This is a genomic window from Beijerinckia indica subsp. indica ATCC 9039 (genome assembly GCF_000019845.1).
Lineage (GTDB): Bacteria > Pseudomonadota > Alphaproteobacteria > Rhizobiales > Beijerinckiaceae > Beijerinckia > Beijerinckia indica.
The window spans coordinates 1,033,777-1,052,491 of the sequence record NC_010581.1 but is presented as its reverse complement, the minus strand read 5'-3'; the positions used below and the strand labels follow the sequence as shown (position 1 = coordinate 1,052,491).

Here is an 18,715-nt window from a genome sequence, read left to right as displayed (position 1 = left end):
ATCCTCAACTTCTCCAGCGATCCAATGAGCAGATCAAAGTGCGATGAGGCCGTTCCAGCTTTCCTCGACTTTCGCTGATGATCCTGGACATGAAAATATTCAAGGAGTTTACGGGAAGAGACGCCGACAAGTTTGAAGAGGAACATGCGATGATAGGAAATCATCAGCGAACTCTGATCCTCGGCTTAACTCTTCTGCTGGCATTGTCGACGGGAGCTTTTGCCAAAATGTCTCGCGTCAAAGCAGTAAAGAGGCACTATCCCCCCTATGTAGCCGAAGTCGTGGCGCCACCCTTTCAAGAGCCAGGCTTTCCGACGTTTCAGCGACGGATGAGGGAAAGCGGAAGTTATGGCGCCATGCTCGAAGGCAGAAATCCAGCCGCTGGTTCGCTTCCCTGAAGCATCCAAACGCGCGTGCGTTACACATGAATGCTTTGTGCTGAAGCTTGACTATTCTAAAGCTTGACTATTCTAACGTTCACATTTAAGTGATAATTATAACTTCCGGTTGTAGCCAAGGCCACGCTAATTTTTGCCGGCCGATCTTCTGTCACAGGCGCGTAGCCTTTGGAAATTTCTTTACCGCTGTTTAGCGGAAAGCTCTTTTTACAACCTATGCTCTACGGTTAGAGAAAGAACTCTCGACCATCCGGAAACGAACGATTCCGAATTGCGCCCCTGTTTGGCCCCTTTCTGCGACTTGAGGTTGCTTTAAGCACTAAGGCTAAATCGTGGCGAAGTTCCAGAAATTGCGCTAACTTTAATCTCATCCTATGCAATTGATCTCCTATGGAGAGATCCAACCGAGGCAACGCGGCTCATGTGCGCAGCGAAAAACGGCTCCGCTCTCCTCAAGCCTACAACGCTTCGATCACCGGCGTCCTGGGCTGCGAATGCGTCGACGGAAAACGTCGCCATCACCCAATTGCTTGATCTCGAAGCAAACCTTTCAGAGAGAACTCTGGAAGAATTCGCGGTTTTTATTCAAAAATATTATGAATTGAAGAATATCTTCTATATCTGTCCCAGTCTCCCGGGCCGCACAATTACGGATCCTTATATTCTCGGCACCTATAGTCAGGAATGGATCGAGCATTATCGAGAGCGCAATTACGTCAACCTCGATCCGGTGATCAATGTCGGCGCGCGGTCGCTGCTTCCGATCGATTGGGCCAAATTACCCCGGAGTTCTCCGAAAATTCAGAAATTTTTCGGAGAGGCGACGGATTTCGGCGTCGGCCGCCAGGGCCTCACTATTCCGGTCAGGGGCCCAACCAATGGCCTTTGGGCCCTCTTCTGCATGACCACAGATGATACACAGGCAGAATGGCAGGCACGCCATTATGAACTGATCCGCGACATGGTGCATGTCGCCCATTTCATTCAGCAACGCGCGTTTGAAATGCATCATCAAGATGAAGGGATCGATATCAACACGATCACCAAGCGGGAAATCGAGGCCTTGAGTTGGTCCGCGGAAGGCAAGACGCTCGAAGATATTTCTGTGCTGATGCGGATTTCACAGGAAACCGTCAAGGCGCATCTCGACTCCGCGCGCTATAAATTGGGCGCCCTCAATCGTATTCACGCTGTCGCCAAGGCAATCCGGGCCGGCTTGATTCGTTGAACTCCCCGATTCGGGGAATAGGCTCGCAGAGCCTGCGCAGACAACATGGATCATCTCTATTGATCGAGGGATGTCCAATGTTGCGCCTAGTATGCGGTTATGAACGAGACGAAAATCCAGAGCTCTTCACCGAAATGTTTCGGCAGAGGCGGATTATCTTTCATGACCAGAAGAAATGGGATGTCAAAGTCACATCCGATAATCTGGAAATCGATGAATTCGACCGTGACGACACAGTTTATCTCTGCGTGATGGGCCCCTCGGGCGAACTATTCGGATCGGTCCGCCTGCTCAGCACGATTACTGATCATATGGCGACACATGTCTTTCACAATATGTTCCCTGGTCTCGTCATTCGCTCACCGACGATTTGGGAAATCACACGTTTTGTCGTCTTCGATGATCAGGTCATCCAGCCGAACGGGATTTCTCGCACAGCCTGCGAACTGATCCTCGGCATCTGCCAGTTCGGGCTCGACCACGGCGTCACCCAAGTCACCTCGATTTATGAATCAAGCCTGCATCGGGTTTGGCGGCGTTGTGGCGTCAATCATATCGTGCTCGGGCGTTATCTCGGGGCACGGCCTTCAATCTTTTTCGGTCTGCAGGATATTGATCGGAATCTCGAGAAAAACATCCGCTTGACGACCGGTTTAACCACGGGAACGGAAGTCGATGTCCAAGCAGCTTAAAACCGTTCCCCAAAGCGACAATCGGATCAATCACGCGCTTGGTTTGGCTGCCGGTATCGAAGCGCTGGCCAAGGACGCCGTTGGCCTCGACGATCCCGTGGTCGATCTCTATCTCGCCCTGGCTTACGATTCCCTGCGTCGGCTAATCAACGAGATCGAGCGCCCCGAAACCGTGCGGAGCGCCCTCTCGGCCCAGGAACGAAGCTCTGGACTTTGAAAAAACATCCGGCTCAGAAGGTGGTCCGACTTCTGAGCCGGATGGTCTGGACCCGTGGGTAAATTGATATCGTGGAGCCGACTGATCTGGCGCTTGCAGATGCAAAGTTCAGGGCCGGCCCCAGGAATGCCCTTCCGAACTCCCGACGATCTACGCCGATGTGGCTAAAAAGCCGGTTCTCGTTTACGATCAGAGGTGTAATATTACAGGTCTCTTTTCGCGATCTTTGATAAAAAGCGTCCTTGAGTTTGTCCATGAACCGCTATGAACGTCGCCCCATATCGATGGGGGAAGCCGAAGTCCAATATCTCGACGGTGATCTCCGCATCATCCGCCCCGGTGCCTTTGTCAGATGCGCGGTGACGGGTGTCAGCATCGCACTCGAGGACCTGCGCTATTGGAACGTCGACTTGCAGGAAGCCTATGCTTCCCCTGAAGCAAAATTGCAGCGCCTTCAGCCTCTTTCAAAAAGCTAAGCAGCATTGCCCGCTGCAAGCCGTTATCGGCTTTGCAGCGTCAACGGCATCATTCAGGTGAATGGCCCGCGCCGATCTTTTTGTCGGCTTCCCTTTGCTTGGCTCCGCCATGGACGCCCCAGATCATTTTCAGTGCACAAAAGTTCACCGAAAATGATCTGGGAGGAATGAGGCTGGAGCATCAGATCCAAAACTGGCGCCCACTTTTGGAAAAATCCGATGCGTCTCAAAAGAATGGGAGCATGGCTCCCGTTCCGATCAAAGAGCTGGGCTCTTAGTTCCGTTCAGCCTTTTCCCTTCCACCCTTATCCAAATCGCCTTTATTCCTGGTTCCTGGCAGCGAATAATCTCTTGTCCGAGAGTGACGAGACAGCCAGGACGCCCAACTTAGGCTTCTTCTTTGACCTTCGTGGCCGGATCGAGAAGGAGGGACAAATCCGCGACGAAATAGCGCATCTGTGCATTGTCGACAGTCGCTTGCGCTTTGCTCCGCCACACGGATTCCGCCGTGGCGTAATCGGGATAGACTCCGACGATATCGATCTTTGAAAGATCCTGAAATTCGTGGCCAGAGAGATCTTTCAGTTCTCCGCCGAAAACAAGATGAAGATGCTGTTTGCCGGTTTCTTTACTCATCAGCGCTGGTCCGCGGTTGGAAATCAGTGGGGAATGGGAGGACTGGCACAGTCGAACTGCTCAGTCGCTTTCCCTTCAACCCTCCAAGATGCAAAAGTCAACCCAGCCGGTTGGACCGTGCCCTGCGCGCCGCCGCATTGACTTCCGCATGGATCCGCTCAGGCGCCGCCGTCAGGAGACCATGCCGCGTCTCTGGCCGATTATAAAGCAAAGGCAATCCTTCGAGACTGGCCAGCCGTCCACCAGCCTCATGCAACACGAGATCGGCAGCGGCAATATCCCAATCATTGGCATTTTCGGTGGCAAAGCCCGCATCCAGGATCCCGGAAGCCACCTTGGCAATGCGCACGGCCAGGGAAGGAATTTTCGGTTCGAGCGTGAAAGGCAGACCGGCTTGACGTAATTGCTCGGCCAACGGCAAGGGCGCCGCGATCCGGGCATCCTTGTCCATATGGGTGCGGGACGAAACCGTGATGGGCTTGTCGTTCAAGCGCGCGCCTTGCCCTGCCACGGCCAGATAGGTTTCGCCGAGAGCCGGCGCATGGACGATTCCGACGACGGGCCTTTGATCCTCAACCAAGGCCATCGCGATCGCCCAGCGTGGATCGCCATGCGCGAAACCGCGCGTCCCATCGATCGGATCGACGATCACCACCCGCTTTTTGCCAAGGCGCGCCGGTGAATCCTCGCTTTCCTCAGAAAGCCAGCCGGCATCCGGCAATAATTTCGCGAGATGTTCCTTCAGAAAGCGATCGACAAGATAATCCGCTTCTGTGACCGGAGAACCGCCGACCTTATGCTGAATTTCCGCGCGTGTGCGCTCTCCCGGCCTGAAATAGGAAAGCGCAATATCCCCGGCTCCGCGAGCTATGTCGGCAAAGGCGCCGACGAGATCATCAGAATGAGTGAGCGAGGCCAAGGGAAATTATCAAACCCACAGGAGAAACAAGTAGGATGAGGCTTAGTCCCCTCCTTGAGTGAAAACAAGCTTTTCATGGTGGCGCAACGAATCCGCGCGGCTCACATCATCATCCCAGGGAAAGGGCTCCGCTTCGCAGCGCGAATCCCGGATGAAAACAAGGATCGTCACGCAAACGGTCGAACCATTGTTGCGCGAACCATTCCGCGCCCGCTTCACCGGCAGAGGGCCGAGGCGCGTCGCGCCGCAGCCTGACCGACGGCTCGATACAGGATCTTTGACCATGCGCCGCAAGTCGCAAACAAAGATCCTGATCGAGCAAGGATGGAGGCAAGACGGGTTCGGCAGCAAAACCGCCGAGCAACAAGAATTTGCGCCGGGCTATGGCGAGGCAGCCGCCGCCCACAGCCGCCACTTCATGCAAGAGACTGTCACGCTCGCGCCAAAGCTCTGCCTCGGGACTATCCGCCACAATTATATCGCTGCGGGGTTCCCCCCCATCATCGCCAGAGCCAAGCACGAAAGCGGAGGGCAGGATCGCGCCGCGCGAATCGAGCATACGGACCCCGACCGCCCCGATTTCTGAGCGCATGGCAAGAGCCAGCAAGCGATCGAGCCAATCTTCACTGAGAATTTCGACGCCATTGTCGAGAAACACAATCATATCGGCGCGGCGCCGCGCCGTGGCGGCATTGCAGAGAGCCCCAAGACCGACCCCGCCCGGATTGTGCAAAACTGAAATAAGCCGGTCGTTCTTGATCAATTTGAAAAGATGTTTGGTGTCTTCCTCGACACTATCATCATCGACGATGAGGATCGAATAATTATCAAAGCGTGTGCGTTCATAAATACTGGCGATGCTGCGTCCGAGTTTTTCGGCGCCATCACGGATCGGCAGAATGATCATGGCCGAAGGATTGATCTCGCTCGATCGCGATGGGGACGGACTTACAGGCGGTGTCACCATCCCCGCGTTCGGACCACCTTCGCGCCGTTTGAGCAGAACACGGTGGAGCGGCAAAACCTCGCCTGGCGGCAGGGCCGCGAGCCGCGCCGCGGATAAGACAGATGCCGCGGGTGCCGCCCCATCGCTTTTCACGGCTTCGATCCGCACCGCGAAAGCCTTGCCGAGAAAGGCGCCAGCCTGAAAGAAATCCGGGCTCCAACCGGGTTTCAGCAAAATTCGGCCAACAACGGTTTCCTCGTCTCCGTAAAAGAGCGTTTTCTCGGGGTAGCGCATCGCGGCTTCCGCCAGACAGGCAAGACCCCATGCGCGCCATCGATCACCAGCATCGACCTCCGCCACGAGATCAGTCCCGGGCAATCCCATCACATATTCGGCGATCGTCCCGGCCGGCTGGTAACGCACATGTTCATCGTCGCAAAACGCACGGGCATCCGCCGCCAATTCTTCGGTTGGAAGGATCAAGGTCCAGCGCGGATAAATTTGTGCTTGAAGGGCCTCGATCGTTATTTTCAGTGCCTGTTTCCCGGCGCCTTGCCCGCTCAGAAGGATATGAATCCACGGTCCCTGGTGCCAATCGGAACGCGGCCGGTCGATCGCGGTAAGATCAGTCGGCCGCGTCCGTTCCGCGACCCACGCAAGCGAATCCGCAAGAGGCACGCCCGCGACGGCCTGTTCAAGAAGCCGCGCGGCTTCCCGCCTTTTGCCCTGCAGAAGCCGCAGCAAGGCCGCGCGCGTTCTGTTGCGATCGCGCACAAAAGCCAAACGGGCCATTTCGCTCGTGGAAACACGCCGGAGAGAGAGAATGGCGAAATCGAACCGCCCGGGCCGATTGGTTGGGCTGACGCTGATCGCCGTGCAATCGGCGGGTACAAAACCGCGCCACACCCCCTTGCCCGCGACGGGTCCTGGCGCGATCTGGTCGGTATAGGAGCCAGAGCCCGAGCGAAAGCGAAAGACGGGACGGACCGGCACATCCCACAGGCTCGCAGTATAGATGATTTCGACAAAAGCACCCGGGGCGAAGGCTCCCCAAGCCTCGATGATCAGCCAGGGCTGCGCGGACAAAGCCACAAACCCATCTTCACCGGCTGTGACATCCCTTTCAGGTGCCAGGGAGAAGCGTAAACTCTGCTTTTCCACGAAACCTCCCACGACCCATCTCCACACGGGATTTTCTCTTCCATACACGCTTTCGGCCAACAAGGCGGAAAAGCTTCGCTCGTCGCATCCGTCACTCGGCCCGTTTCGAAGCCGCTTCCGTTCATATCCTCGCGAGGTGGCAGCTCAAGCGTTGAGCTTTCCCCAGGGCCATGGTTGATAAGGCTCAGCGCGCGGTTTGTTACTCCCTCCACCCGAATCGTTTTCGGAGTTTGTCATGGACTATCGCCCCCTTGGTCGTTCCGGTCTCAAAATTTCGGCGCTGACGCTTGGCACCATGACCTTCGGCGGCAAGGGCGTTTTCGCCAAGACGGGTAACACGGATGTGAAGGGTGCCAGCCGCCAGATCGATCTCTGCCTCGAGGCGGGCGTGAATTTCTTCGATACGGCCGATGTCTATTCGGATGGCCTTTCGGAAGAAATTCTCGGCGAGGTGCTTTTCGGCCGGCGCAAGCGCGTGCTGTTGGCCACCAAGGCCCGTTTTCCAACGGGCGACAAGGGCCCGAATGATCGCGGCCTGTCGCGTCATCATCTGATCCGCTCGTGCGAGGCCAGTCTGCGCCGTCTGAAAACCGATCACATTGATGTCTATTGGTTGCATGAATGGGACGGGCTGACGCCGCTCGAGGAAGTTTTCGCCGCTCTCGATGATCTCGTGCGTGCCGGCAAGATCTCCTATGCCGGGGTCTCGAATTTCTCCGGCTGGCATGTCATGAAGTCGCTCGCCATTACGCAAGCCTATCCGCGCGCGCGGCCCATCGGCCAGCAGATCCATTATACGCTGCAGGCACGCGAGGCCGAATATGAACTGGCTCCCATCGCCATCGACCAGGGCGTCGATCTCGTCGTCTGGAGCCCGCTCGCAGGCGGTCTGCTTTCCGGCAAATACCGGCGTGGCAAACCCGAACCCGAGGGCACACGCAAAGCCGCTCAATGGACCGAGCCACCCGTCCACGATGTCGAAAAACTTTATGATATCGTCGAAGTCCTGATCACCATCGCCGATACGCGCGGCGTTTCCGCCGCGCAGATTGCTCTCGCCTGGCTGCTCGGACGTCCCGGCGTTGCCTCAGTGGTGATCGGCGCCCGCACCGAGGAACAACTCATTGATAATCTCAAAGCGGCCGATCTCATCCTGAGTGCGGACGAACGCGCGCAGCTCGACACCGTGAGCCAGCCACCCCTGCTCTATCCCTATTGGCATCAGGCGACGACCGCCGCCGACCGCCTCTCGTCGGCGGATCTCACGCTCCTCGCGCCCTATCTCCACGCATGAGCGCCGGCGGCAAGGCAAAATTCGCTGTGAAAGGGCTGTCACCGGCCCTGACGCTCGCTTGTGCCGTAGCCTGCGGCACCATGGTCGCCAATCTCTATTATGCGCAGCCGCTGGTTGATCTGATCGCACCCGACCTCGGCCTCGATGAGAGTTATGCTGGCCTGATCGTGACTTTGACGCAGCTCGGCTATGGCGCGGGCCTGCTCCTGCTCGTGCCTCTGGCCGATTGCCTCGACAATCGGCGTCTGATCCTGAGCACTTTGCTCGCAACCGCTGTCGCACTGGTCGGCGTCGCGACGGCCCCCTCCGAATTTCTTTTCCTCGTTGCCACGATTCTGGTGGGAGTCTGCGCATCGGGAGCCCAGGTCATCGTTCCCTTCACGGCCTCCCTGGTGCCCGAGGAAATCCGCGGCCAGACGATCGGCAATGTCATGGCGGGCCTGCTCACCGGCATCATGCTGGCGCGACCGGCCGCCAGCCTCATCGCCAATTATGCAGGCTGGCGCGCGGTTTTTTGGATTTCGAGCGGATTGATGCTGCTCCTGTTCACCTGGCTCGCCAAAACCCTGCCGAGCTACCGGCTGCAAGAGCGTGATCATTATAGCAAGATCCTGCGTTCCATGGGCCATATTCTGGTCAGTTCGCGCCCACTTCAACGCCGCGCGATCTATCAGGGCATAGCCTTCATGGTGTTCAATCTGTTCTGGACCGCCTCACCGCTGGTGCTGACACATCGTTTCGACTTCGATCAGAAGGATATTGCTCTCTTCGCCCTGGCAGGCGCTGGCGGCGCCCTCGCCGCCCCGGTTGCGGGACGGCTCGGCGATCGCGGCTATGTGCGTGCCGGAACCGCTGTGGCCTTGAGCACGATCACGCTGAGTTGCCTGTTCTCCGGGTTCGCGGTCTCATGGCACTGGCTGACGCCGCTCGTCATTTTCGCGGTGACGCTTGATGCCGCCGTGCAGCTCAACCAGATTCTGAGCCAGCGCGTGATCTTTTCCCTGCCAGGCCATGCAAGGGGGCGATTGAACGCCATCTATATGACAATCGTCTTCCTGCTCGGCGCCATGGGCTCGGCCGTCGCAACCTTCACCTATCATGAAGGCGGTTGGTGGATGACGGCGCTAACCGGCACGGGATTAGGCTTGCTGGTAACGGGCCTTTTCGCAACCGAATGGGTCAAACCCACAAAGACACACAAGCTGAAGAGATAACGCAAAGGTCACGAGATCTTTGCCCAGACACCGCGTAAAACAAGAAATCGGCCGACGAACAGGCCGAATACGGTGGCGAGGAGCGGGGCCACTCCTTCCCGGCTCGCCAGGATCAAGAGCCCTCCAAGGAGAACGAAACGGGCAAGGGCAATGGAGATTGCGAGAAGCGGGCGCCGGCCTTGCGCCAAAAGGCGCGTGTTCCACCACAAGGCCCGGAAATAAATCACACCCAGCAGAAAACCGCCAAACAAATGCGCGCCGAGCACAAGGGCCTGGTTCATGGGTGATAAATCATTGAAAAACCAAGGGCTCATCACCTCAGCATCCCTTGGCTGCTTGGCTACCGTGCCGGGCACGCTGCCTGAATTGACTATCGAGGCTCATACATCACTTTCAGAGGAGCATTTTCCAATTCAGTCGATTTGGAAAATGCTCGTTCTCTCTTACCTGAGAATAAACACCACAGCCGGCACTGAAAATCATGCCAGCGCCCGACAGGTCCGTTCACTGTGTACGGTGATGGTGGTGGTGATGATGATGGTGGTGATGGTGGGTCGTGTGCGTTCTGGTGTGCCGCCGATGCGGCGTGCCAACGACGCTGTGGACGCCGCCCACCACACCCGTGACCGCTCCGGTAGCGGCGCCGACACCCGCGCCGACCGCGCCACCCACGACGCCGCCGACCGGGCCCGCCGCACGATTACCTGTCGCGGCACCTTGCTGAGCTCCGCCGATGAGTCCCTGCGCCATCGTCCCCGTGCCGGAAAGACCGAGAGCAATAAGAGAAGCCACGACAAATACAAATTTCTTCATAGAATCATCTCCTAGGAAAGAGGCTGCTTACGCTACTATGAACTGAAATCAGTGGCAAAGTGTTCGATTTTGTCACATGCCTCAAATAGGCAGAAAAGCTTACGGTTATGCACCTTGTTCCACGCTATAAAATCCGGGCTAGTCTGCGGCGACAAAACCTCTGTTCAAGAGGAGACAACCCCAAGAGATTGCGCCCAAGAGATCATGGTTCCTCGAAAGCGCATGCGCAACGGGGCGGTTCTCTCTTGCCATTTTGCACGTCAGCGAACCGATGTGTCAGCATACCATCATTCATAGACAATGACCGATGAACCACTCCTGAATTTTCATTAAACCTTAGAAATGAATCAAACTCCGCAACCAGAAATCTTTTTTCATGACTATGGTCATGAGCACAAGATTTCCGTTGACGAGTTCACGCCGTCTCTCCTGAACAGGCGAGTTCCCGATAATTTTCGACAATGGAGGCGAGGACAAACATGCACGCCATGGTTTTGAAGGCGCTCAAGACACCTCTCGAGTGGACGGAGCTTCCTGATCGTCAGCCTGGCCCTGGGGAGATCCGCGTCAAGGTCCTTGCTTGCGGTGTCTGCCGCACGGACCTGCATGTCGTCGATGGCGAATTGCCCAATCCCAAGCTGCCGATGATTCCCGGCCATGAGATCGTCGGCCGTATCGACGCGATCGGGCCCGGCGTCGAGGGCTTGCACCACGGCGAACGGGTCGGCATTCCATGGCTTGGACATACATGCGGCGTCTGTCCCTATTGTGTCAGCGGTCATGAAAACCTATGTGATCATCCTCTGTTCACGGGTTTCACACGCGAAGGCGGATATGCGACCGCCGCCATCGCCGATGCCCGTTATGCCTTTCCGCTCGGCGAGACTGGCGATGATGTCACTCTTGCCCCGCTCCTCTGTGCCGGTCTCATCGGCTGGCGCTCGCTCGTGATCGCCGGCGAGAGCGCCAAGACGATCGGTCTTTATGGATTCGGTGCCGCCGCCCATATTATCGCTCAGGTCGCCGTTTGGCAGGGCCGCTCCGTCTTCGCCTTCACCCGGCCGGGAGACACAAAGACACAAGCTTTCGCCCGCAGTCTCGGCGCGGTCTGGGCTGGAGGATCCGATGAACCGCCGCCAGAAAAGCTCGACGCGGCGATTATCTTCGCTCCCGCGGGTTCGCTGGTGCCGACAGCCTTGCGAGCCGTCCGTAAAGGAGGCCGTGTCGTCTGCGCCGGCATTCACATGAGCGACATTCCCTCCTTCCCCTATGACATTCTCTGGGAGGAGAGGCAACTCGTTTCCGTCGCCAATCTCACGCGTCAGGACGGGCTCGACTTTCTCAGCCTCGCGCCCAAGATCGGCATCACCACAACGACCACGCATTATCCTTTGAAAGACGCCAATCAGGCGCTTGCCGATCTGCGTGCCGGCAAGTTCGAGGGGGCTGCTGTCCTCGTCCCCTGACCTTCAAGCTCAAAGTGCAACGCAGAAGCAAAGACGACGTTTCCCGCAATCAAAAGGAAGGCAAGGATCATTGCCTTCCGGTATCACGCTCCGTTAACGCTGGGCGACACCACAGCCGTTGAATGCGCAAGCACACGCCTTCCCTTAAAGCTTTGTTATAACAAGCAATTGTCTCGTCATCGCTGATTACGGCGACGCGGAACTCCCGCGTTTATCACGCATTTTAGCGACACCACTGCGTGATAAAAAACATGCGGTCGGCTCAACCCACGACTTGAGCATAATGCGGTGTTGCCATGGCCCAGAATGTCAGTCAGAAATTGATCGGCTCCCATCTCGTCGACGGTGTGATGAACCCCGGCGCACCCATTACGCTGCGCATCGACCAGACCCTCACGCAGGACGCCACCGGCACCTTGGTGATGCTGACGCTCGAGGCAATGGAGCTCGACCATGTCAAAACCGAAGTCAGCGTTCAATATGTCGATCATAATCTGTTGCAGATCGACAATCTGAACGCAGATGATCACCTGTTCCTCGAAAGCGCTTGCCGTCGGTTCGGGATCTGGTATTCGCGGCCAGGCAATGGCATCAGCCATGTCGTTCATATGGAACGCTTCGGCCGTCCCGGAAAATCCCTGCTCGGGTCCGACAGCCATACACCGGCAGCGGGTTCTCTCAGCATGCTCGCGATCGGTGCCGGAGGGCTCGATGTGGCGCTCGCCATGGCTGGCGAGCCTTATCCGACCGCCATGCCAAGAATTTTCGGGGTCGAGCTCAAAGGCGCGCTGCCCGATTGGGTGAGCGCCAAGGATGTCATCCTTGAAATGTTGCGCCGTCATGGCGTCTCTGGCGGTGTCGGCAAGATCATTGAATATTATGGCCCAGGCCTCGATTGTTTGAGCGCGATGGACAGACATGTCATCGCCAATATGGGCGCGGAGCTTGGCGCGACCACCACAGTCTTTCCTTCCGATGAGGAGACGAAGAAATTTCTGGAAGCGCGCGGGCGCGGACGGGATTGGTGCGCGATAGCGGCCGACCCAGGATGCGAGTATGATGATCACGACGAGATTGATCTCTCAAAGCTCGAACCGCTCATCGCCCAGCCCTCGAGCCCCGGCAATGTCGTGGCCGTCAAGGATATAGAGGGAGAAGACATCTATCAGGCCTATATCGGTTCCTCGGCCAATCCAGGATGGCGTGACTTCGCCGTGGCGGCGGAGATCGTGCGCGGCAAGAGCATTCCCGCCCATGTCTCCTTCGATGTGAACCCGACATCGCGCCAAGGCCTCGAAATCCTGGTCGCCGATGGACATCTTAACGATCTTCTCGTGGCCGGCGCGCGCATCCATCAGACGGGATGCAACGGCTGCATCGGCATGGGCCAGGCACCGGCGATCGGAAAAAACTCGCTGCGCACAACCCCACGCAATTTTCCTGGCCGCTCTGGGACAGAGGAAGACGCGGTCTTCCTCTGTTCACCGGAAACCGCCGCAGCCTCCGCACTCACCGGCAAAATCACCGATCCACGTTCGCTGTCCATGAGCTATCCAAGATTGCGGGAGGCAGAGTCCATCGCCATGACATCATCCTTGATCGCGTCGCCGCTTTCCTTCGAGGAAGCACGGCGGGTCACGCTGGTGAAGGGACCGAATATTCGCTCCCTGCCCACACTCGATCCTCTGCCGGATAGTCTGGACCTCCCGATCCTGCTCAAAATGGGAGACAATGTCTCCACCGATGAAATCATGCCAGCGGGCGCGAAAGTGTTGCCCTATCGTTCGAATATCGAAAAGATTGCAACCTTTTCCTTCGAGCGCATAGACGAAACCTATGTCGAGCGGACCCGCACGGTGCCAGGGCACGCGGTCATCGCCGGCAGGAATTACGGTCAAGGATCATCACGCGAACATGCAGCGGTCGGGCCGCGCAGCTTGGGGCTGAGACTTGTGCTTGCCAAAAGCTTTGCCCGCATACATCGGCAAAATCTGATCAATTACGGAGTCCTGCCGCTCGTGTTCGTCGAGCCAAAGGATTATGACTCGCTCGAAAAAGACGATGTTCTGGCAGTGCGTGATCTACGCCGCATACTCGAAAAAGGCGACGAGGTTGTTGCGCTGGAGAGCAAAGGCGCCACCAAGGGCGTGATCCTGGCCCGGCACGGACTGACGCCAAAGCAGATCGAAATCATCCTTGCGGGTGGGGTGACCAATTTGCGGCGGAACGCGAGCAAATTGCCCCCAACCGAGGGGGCGGGCACACAGCGCATCATCGAGCATGATGCGCTCATCGTTCACTAATCCCTCGGTCACAAGAAATGACCGACAGCATCAAGCCAAAAGTGGGCACCCCTTTCTGGCTTGATGCGGAGCGCGAGAATGGAGAAGGCTTACCGGGCGCCGCTGGCGGATGACCTGACCAGCGGCGACCGTCAATTCATCCCTCGTCCCTTATTGGTGGGTCATTGGGTGGCTTTTGGGGCTGGCTTTTGCGCAAGGGCCCAAACATAGGCCGCGACCGCGGCCACATCGGAATCCGCGAGCGGCGCGCCGCCACGCGGCGGCATCACCCCCTGGTAACGCTTGGGCTCCGTCACGCCTTTGGCAATCACTTGCCGCAAGGCTTCGTAGCTTCCATCGCTCCACTGCCATTGACCGTTGGTCAGATCCGGCCCGACAGGACTCCCCTTGGCATCCGAGCCGTGGCAGCCGGAGCAAGTACCGCCCGCGATCTCACCATGGAAGATCTGGTCGCCCCGCGCGACCTGTGCGGCCGTAGCGCCTTCCGGCACTGGCAACGACACCCCGGCATCAGGATCAATCCCCTCCGGCGGTTCGGCCTTGGCCGATGTCGTGGTCGTTCCCTCGATCGGAGCGACAGCAGCGGCGATCGCCGCTTTGTCCTTGTCCGGTCCCTGATAAGTCACCCGCCAGATACGCCCGCCCGCGTCATCGCCAATGAACAAGGCACCATCCGGACCGACCGCAAGACCACTCGGCCGATGCAAGGCTCGTCCGGGCTCCTTATGCGGGCCGGCAAATCCGTCGGCAAAGACCACGTAACGTCCTGAAACCCTGCCATCCTTCAAGGGCTGAAACACAACATTATAGCCAGCCTGTGGCGCCGGTGCCCGATTCCAGGACCCATGAAAGGCAATGAAGGCACCACCTTTATAGGCGGCAGGCAATTGATCGCCTTCATAGATCACAAGCGCATTCGGTGCCCAATGTGCCGGAAATGCCGCGACTGGTCCCGACTTTTGCGCGCAAACCCCGATCTTCTTGCCGCCGTCGCCACCATATTCCGGCGCCAACACGAGCTTGCCCTGAAGGTCGTCGAAATAGCATTGCGGCCAGCCGAAATCCGAGCCTTCATGCACGTCCAACAATTCCTCGGCGGGCAAGTTGACCCCCTGCTCTGTCGTATAGAGCCCCCCCCAATTTTGCGAAAGCTGATCGCGCCCATGCTGCGTCGCGTAGAAATGGCCGGAGGCGTCGAAGGCGAGCCCTTCGCCATTGCGGATCCCGGTCGCATAACGTTCTTTCGGTGAAAATTTCTGGCCGCGCTTGTCGGCATGATAGCGCCAGAGGCCACCGCGCGTTTCAAGTTCCACGCAAGGATCGGCGCCCACCACATTCGGCATGCGGTTTTCCGTCTGACAGGCGTTCGTGGCCGAGCCCAGATCAACGAAGAGATTGCCGGTGCGATCGATCACGAAGGGATGCATGGGATGATCGCCGGTTAGCGGCAGGCCTTCGACAACGATCTCCGGTTTTCCCGCCGGCACGATCCCTTTGCTCGGCAAGTCATAGCGTTCGATCCGATCGCTTTCCTCGATGAAAAGTCCATTGCCGTAGATCGCTATGCCGGTGCCGCCGGCAATCCCTTTGCCGGTTGCGCCGAAACGCTTGACCACATCCGCCTTGCCGTTTCCAGTCTTATCCTGCAATGCCACCAGAAAGCCACCGTCCGGGGTCTTGTCGCTTTTATAATAGCGGCCGCTCCACGTATTGACATAGACGACGCCATTCGGCGCGACGACGAGATGGCGCGCATGGCCAATGCCATCGGCAAAGACCGTCGCGCAAAATCCCGGAGGCAAAGTGATGCCGCCCGCCTCTTTGGAACAGGCGACGGTCGGCACCGTGGTCGTTTTCTCTTTGGTCCCTTCTGATTGTGCCCAGACAGAGGAACTGGAAACGGCCAGAGCCGTCGCTAAGGACATCCACAAGGACGTTTTCAAGGATGTCGTCATAAGCACTGCGCGATCGATCTTTGTGACAGCACGGACCCTTGCGGCGAGCGCAGGCGTGGCGAATACACTCATGGAGCCTTCATCCCTGATCAAAGGAGCGCGGCTTTTCGCGCGCCCAGCATGGTCTTCGTCGCGCATCATCGCATGCGACGCGCTTGCTGAAAGCTCTCTTTGAGACGGAATAACCAGTCAGCGCGTTCAAATATTCGCTATCTTGCCGATCATGCCTCGCATCACATTATCGATATGCCCATGGCCGATAATAGCGACATGATCGTTCCAGATATTGCAGATTTTCTGTCGATTTTCATTGGAAGTCTCAAATTTTCCTAATCTTTACTGCAGCATAACTTGAATTAAATTAAGTCTATTAATTATCTATGCATTGGACGATAAGAGAGGCCCATGGCCAGCATTCCTGTTTACAGTGAATGAAATGTGTGGCCCATGCGCCTTGGTGATTGAAAGGATATGCCGATGAGCGATCAACGCCAATTGCATCTTGGCGCTTTCATGCGTCCCATCAGCATTCATACGGGCGCTTGGCGTTATCCGGGCGCCTATCCCGATGCCAATTTCAATTTTTCGCATCTGAAACATTTCGCTCTGAAACTCGAAGCGGCGAAGTTTGATGCTTTTTTTATGGCCGATCATCTCGCCGTACTCGACATGCCGCTCAAGGCCCTGAAACGAAGTCATACGGTCACTTCGTTCGAGCCCTTTACCCTGCTTTCAGCTTTGGCCGCGATCACCGAAAGGATCGGGCTTGTGGCGACGGCTTCAACCACTTTTGAGACGCCCTATCATATCGCCCGCCGTTTTGCCTCGCTCGATCATTTGAGCAATGGCCGCGCCGGCTGGAATATCGTCACCACTGCCAATCCGGACGCGGCCCTGAATTTCGGCTACAAAGACCATATGGATCATGACGCACGCTATATTCGCGCGCGAGAGTTCTACGATGTCGTGACAGGCCTTTGGGATAGTTTTGCCGACGACGCTTTCATTCGCGATGTCGAGGCCGGCATCTATTTCGACCCTTCGAAAATGCATATCCTCGATCATCATGGACCAAGCCTGGACGTGCGCGGCCCCCTGAATATTGCCCGTCCTGTCCAGGGCTGGCCGGTCATCGTTCAGGCTGGCTCCTCCGAAGCCGGACGTCAGCTCGCAGCAGAAGTTGCCGAAGTGGTCTTTGCCGCGGAATCGACGCTAGCCGCCGCGCAAGCATTTTATGCCGATGTCAAAGGCCGTATGCGGACCATCGGCCGCGACCCCGATCATCTCAAAATCCTTCCCGCCGCATTTGTGGTCGTTGGCGACAGCATCGAAGAGGCGCAAGCCAAGCGCGCCCATCTCGATAGTCTGGTGGATTATGACAGTGGTATAGCCTCCTTGAATGGCATGCTGGGCCATGATGTTTCCGGCTATGACCCAGACGGTCCTCTACCAGAAATCCCCGAGACCAATGCGAGCCGCAGCGCGCGAGCGAGACTCGTCGAGGCGGCTCGAACCAAGAATCTGACCATCCGCCAACTGGCGCAAAAGGCTGGCAGCTATGCCGGTCTCGCCTTTGTCGGCACCCCCACGATGATCGCCGATGCCATGGAACAATGGCTTCGCGAAGAGGGATCCGATGGTTTCAACATCATGTTCCCCTATCTTCCAGAAGGACTCGACGATTTCATCGAACGCGTTGTGCCAGAATTACAGCGGCGCGGAATTTTCCGGATCGAGTATGAGGGACAGACCTTGCGCGACCATCTGGGACTGCCGCGACCACATAATCGTTTTTTTGCTTAAATTTCACCAGAGCAACTCCACGACTTCCACGGGAGAGCTGGAGAGACAAGAACAGAGCGGGGCGTCTGGATCGCCCCGCCGCAGTTGATAGAGTCAGCTCACTTCGGCGAGCGCCGGCGTCAGGCTCGGATAATCAATATAACCTTCATCGCCGCCACTATAGAAAGTCGCGGGGTCCGGCGCATTGAGCGGCGCCTGCAAACGAAAACGGGCGACGAGATCTGGATTAGCGATGTACAACCGGCCAAAGGCGATGAAATCCGCGCGTCTTTCGGTTAACGCGCGCTCACCACTCTCATGCGTAAACTCGCCGCACAGGATCAAGGCACCGGAATAATGCGTGCGTAAATGGGGTGCGATCCGCTCCGGCGGCGCGATCGTATCCGGCTCGATCACATGCAGATAGGCGATCCTGCGGCGATCGAGTTCTTGCGCGACATAACCATAGAGCGAGGCAGGATTTGAATCGTCAATTCCATCTTGCGTGAAATGCGGAGAAATTCTCACGCCGACCCGGCTGGCTCCAAAAACATTCACCGCCGCATCGACGATCGCAAGCAGAAAGCGCGCGCGGTTCTCGATGGAACCCCCATAGAGATCCTGTCGCCGATTGGATCGATCGCGCAGGAATTGATCGATCAGATAACCATTGGCCGCATGGATCTCGACGCCGTCGAAATCGGCGGCGCGGGAATTGACTGCCGCCAAGTGGAATTCATCAATAATCCCTTGAATCTCTCCCGTTTCCAATGCACGCGGAACAGGAAAAGGCGCCAGGCCCCCCGCTACGGGCACGTCACCAATGGCCGCAATGGCGGAAGGCGCAATCGGTATCCGATTATCTGGCAAGCGTTCCACATGCGCCTTGCGGCCGAGATGAAACAATTGCTGGAAAATCCGCCCGCCCTGCCGATGCACAGTTTTGGTGACCTGTTTCCAGCCCGCGATCTGCGCCTGTGTATGAATCGCCGACCCACCCGGGCGGCTGACACTGAACGGAGAGACATGTGTCGCCTCGGAAACAATCAATCCGGCGCTGGCACGCTGCCCGTAATAAGTCGCGACCCTTTCCAAAGGCGCACGCGTTGCAAGATCGGACCGCGCCCGCCCAAGCGGCGCCATGACAAGACGATTGGGAAGAACGAGATCACCGATCCGGCCCGGTTCGAACAGATTTTCACCTAGACTCATGCA

At 57.3% G+C, this 18,715-nt stretch carries 17 protein-coding genes; 10 read left to right on the top strand and 7 right to left on the bottom strand.

All coding sequences use genetic code 11. The features are described 5' to 3' along the window. Positions 1-89 precede the first annotated feature (89 nt). The 5 genes from BIND_RS04685 to BIND_RS04665 all read left to right on the top strand — a co-directional run bounded on the left by BIND_RS04685 (position 90) and on the right by BIND_RS04665 (position 3,011). Positions 90-398, top strand: a complete 309-nt coding sequence (locus BIND_RS04685) for a hypothetical protein (protein ID WP_148210554.1) — start codon at positions 90-92, stop codon at positions 396-398. A gap of 421 nt (positions 399-819) precedes the next feature. Next, positions 820-1,626 carry a helix-turn-helix transcriptional regulator gene (locus BIND_RS04680; RefSeq protein ID WP_012383926.1) on the top strand — a complete coding sequence of 269 codons (807 nt, stop codon included), beginning with the start codon at positions 820-822 and terminating at the stop codon, positions 1,624-1,626. Positions 1,627-1,703: 77 nt separating this feature from the next. Further along, on the top strand, positions 1,704-2,318 hold the full coding sequence (locus BIND_RS04675) for an acyl-homoserine-lactone synthase (protein ID WP_012383925.1): 615 nt from the start codon (positions 1,704-1,706) through the stop codon (positions 2,316-2,318). After that, positions 2,302-2,535, top strand: a complete 234-nt coding sequence (locus BIND_RS04670; RefSeq protein ID WP_012383924.1) for a hypothetical protein — start codon at positions 2,302-2,304, stop codon at positions 2,533-2,535. Before BIND_RS04675 ends, BIND_RS04670 begins: the two co-directional genes overlap by 17 nt. Before the next feature lie 254 nt (positions 2,536-2,789). After that, positions 2,790-3,011, top strand: coding sequence for a DUF2093 domain-containing protein (locus BIND_RS04665; protein ID WP_012383923.1), 222 nt, complete (start codon positions 2,790-2,792; stop codon positions 3,009-3,011). Positions 3,012-3,398: 387 nt separating this feature from the next. On the opposite strand, the gene BIND_RS04655 is transcribed toward BIND_RS04665, so the two are convergent. The 3 genes from BIND_RS04655 to BIND_RS04645 all read right to left on the bottom strand — a co-directional run bounded on the left by BIND_RS04655 (position 3,399) and on the right by BIND_RS04645 (position 6,673). Further along, complete coding sequence (locus BIND_RS04655) at positions 3,399-3,647, bottom strand: DUF4170 domain-containing protein (RefSeq protein WP_012383922.1); 249 nt, start codon at positions 3,645-3,647, stop codon at positions 3,399-3,401. 97 nt (positions 3,648-3,744) lie between these two features. Next, positions 3,745-4,566: a 3'(2'),5'-bisphosphate nucleotidase CysQ gene (locus BIND_RS04650; RefSeq protein WP_012383921.1), complete on the bottom strand. Its 822-nt coding sequence runs from the start codon at positions 4,564-4,566 to the stop codon at positions 3,745-3,747. Positions 4,567-4,675: 109 nt separating this feature from the next. Continuing rightward, complete coding sequence (locus BIND_RS04645; protein WP_148210553.1) at positions 4,676-6,673, bottom strand: glycosyltransferase; 1,998 nt, start codon at positions 6,671-6,673, stop codon at positions 4,676-4,678. Between the two features lie 235 nt (positions 6,674-6,908). Here BIND_RS04645 and BIND_RS04640 point away from each other — a divergent pair, with 235 nt between their 5' ends. Then, the gene (locus tag BIND_RS04640) at positions 6,909-7,967 is read left to right on the top strand and encodes an aldo/keto reductase (protein ID WP_012383919.1); all 1,059 of its coding nucleotides are present in this window, start codon (positions 6,909-6,911) and stop codon (positions 7,965-7,967) included. Next, complete coding sequence (locus BIND_RS04635; RefSeq protein ID WP_012383918.1) at positions 7,964-9,181, top strand: MFS transporter; 1,218 nt, start codon at positions 7,964-7,966, stop codon at positions 9,179-9,181. The genes BIND_RS04640 and BIND_RS04635 overlap by 4 nt, the downstream gene beginning before the upstream one ends. Positions 9,182-9,189: 8 nt before the next feature. Here the strand turns inward: BIND_RS04635 and BIND_RS04630 are convergent, their stop codons facing one another. Together BIND_RS04630 and BIND_RS20485 are read right to left on the bottom strand one after the other, a co-directional pair. After that, positions 9,190-9,462, bottom strand: a complete 273-nt coding sequence (locus BIND_RS04630; RefSeq protein WP_158304356.1) for an ATP synthase subunit I — start codon at positions 9,460-9,462, stop codon at positions 9,190-9,192. 223 nt (positions 9,463-9,685) lie between these two features. Further along, a complete protein-coding gene (locus BIND_RS20485) occupies positions 9,686-9,994 on the bottom strand; it encodes a hypothetical protein (RefSeq protein WP_012383916.1) in 309 nt (102 codons plus the stop codon). Between the two features lie 479 nt (positions 9,995-10,473). Here BIND_RS20485 and BIND_RS04620 point away from each other — a divergent pair, with 479 nt between their 5' ends. Both BIND_RS04620 and BIND_RS04615 read left to right on the top strand, forming a co-directional pair. Next, positions 10,474-11,460, top strand: a complete 987-nt coding sequence (locus BIND_RS04620) for a zinc-dependent alcohol dehydrogenase family protein (RefSeq protein ID WP_012383915.1) — start codon at positions 10,474-10,476, stop codon at positions 11,458-11,460. Between the two features lie 296 nt (positions 11,461-11,756). After that, the gene (locus BIND_RS04615; protein ID WP_012383914.1) at positions 11,757-13,763 is read left to right on the top strand and encodes an aconitate hydratase; all 2,007 of its coding nucleotides are present in this window, start codon (positions 11,757-11,759) and stop codon (positions 13,761-13,763) included. A gap of 161 nt (positions 13,764-13,924) precedes the next feature. Here the strand turns inward: BIND_RS04615 and BIND_RS04610 are convergent, their stop codons facing one another. Further along, positions 13,925-15,790, bottom strand: a complete 1,866-nt coding sequence (locus BIND_RS04610) for a PQQ-dependent sugar dehydrogenase (protein WP_012383913.1) — start codon at positions 15,788-15,790, stop codon at positions 13,925-13,927. 405 nt (positions 15,791-16,195) lie between these two features. Here BIND_RS04610 and BIND_RS04605 point away from each other — a divergent pair, with 405 nt between their 5' ends. Continuing rightward, a complete protein-coding gene (locus BIND_RS04605; RefSeq protein WP_012383912.1) occupies positions 16,196-17,521 on the top strand; it encodes an LLM class flavin-dependent oxidoreductase in 1,326 nt (441 codons plus the stop codon). Between the two features lie 93 nt (positions 17,522-17,614). On the opposite strand, the gene BIND_RS04600 is transcribed toward BIND_RS04605, so the two are convergent. Continuing rightward, positions 17,615-18,712, bottom strand: a complete 1,098-nt coding sequence (locus BIND_RS04600) for an alkene reductase (protein WP_012383911.1) — start codon at positions 18,710-18,712, stop codon at positions 17,615-17,617. Between the last annotated feature and the right edge of the window lie 3 nt (positions 18,713-18,715).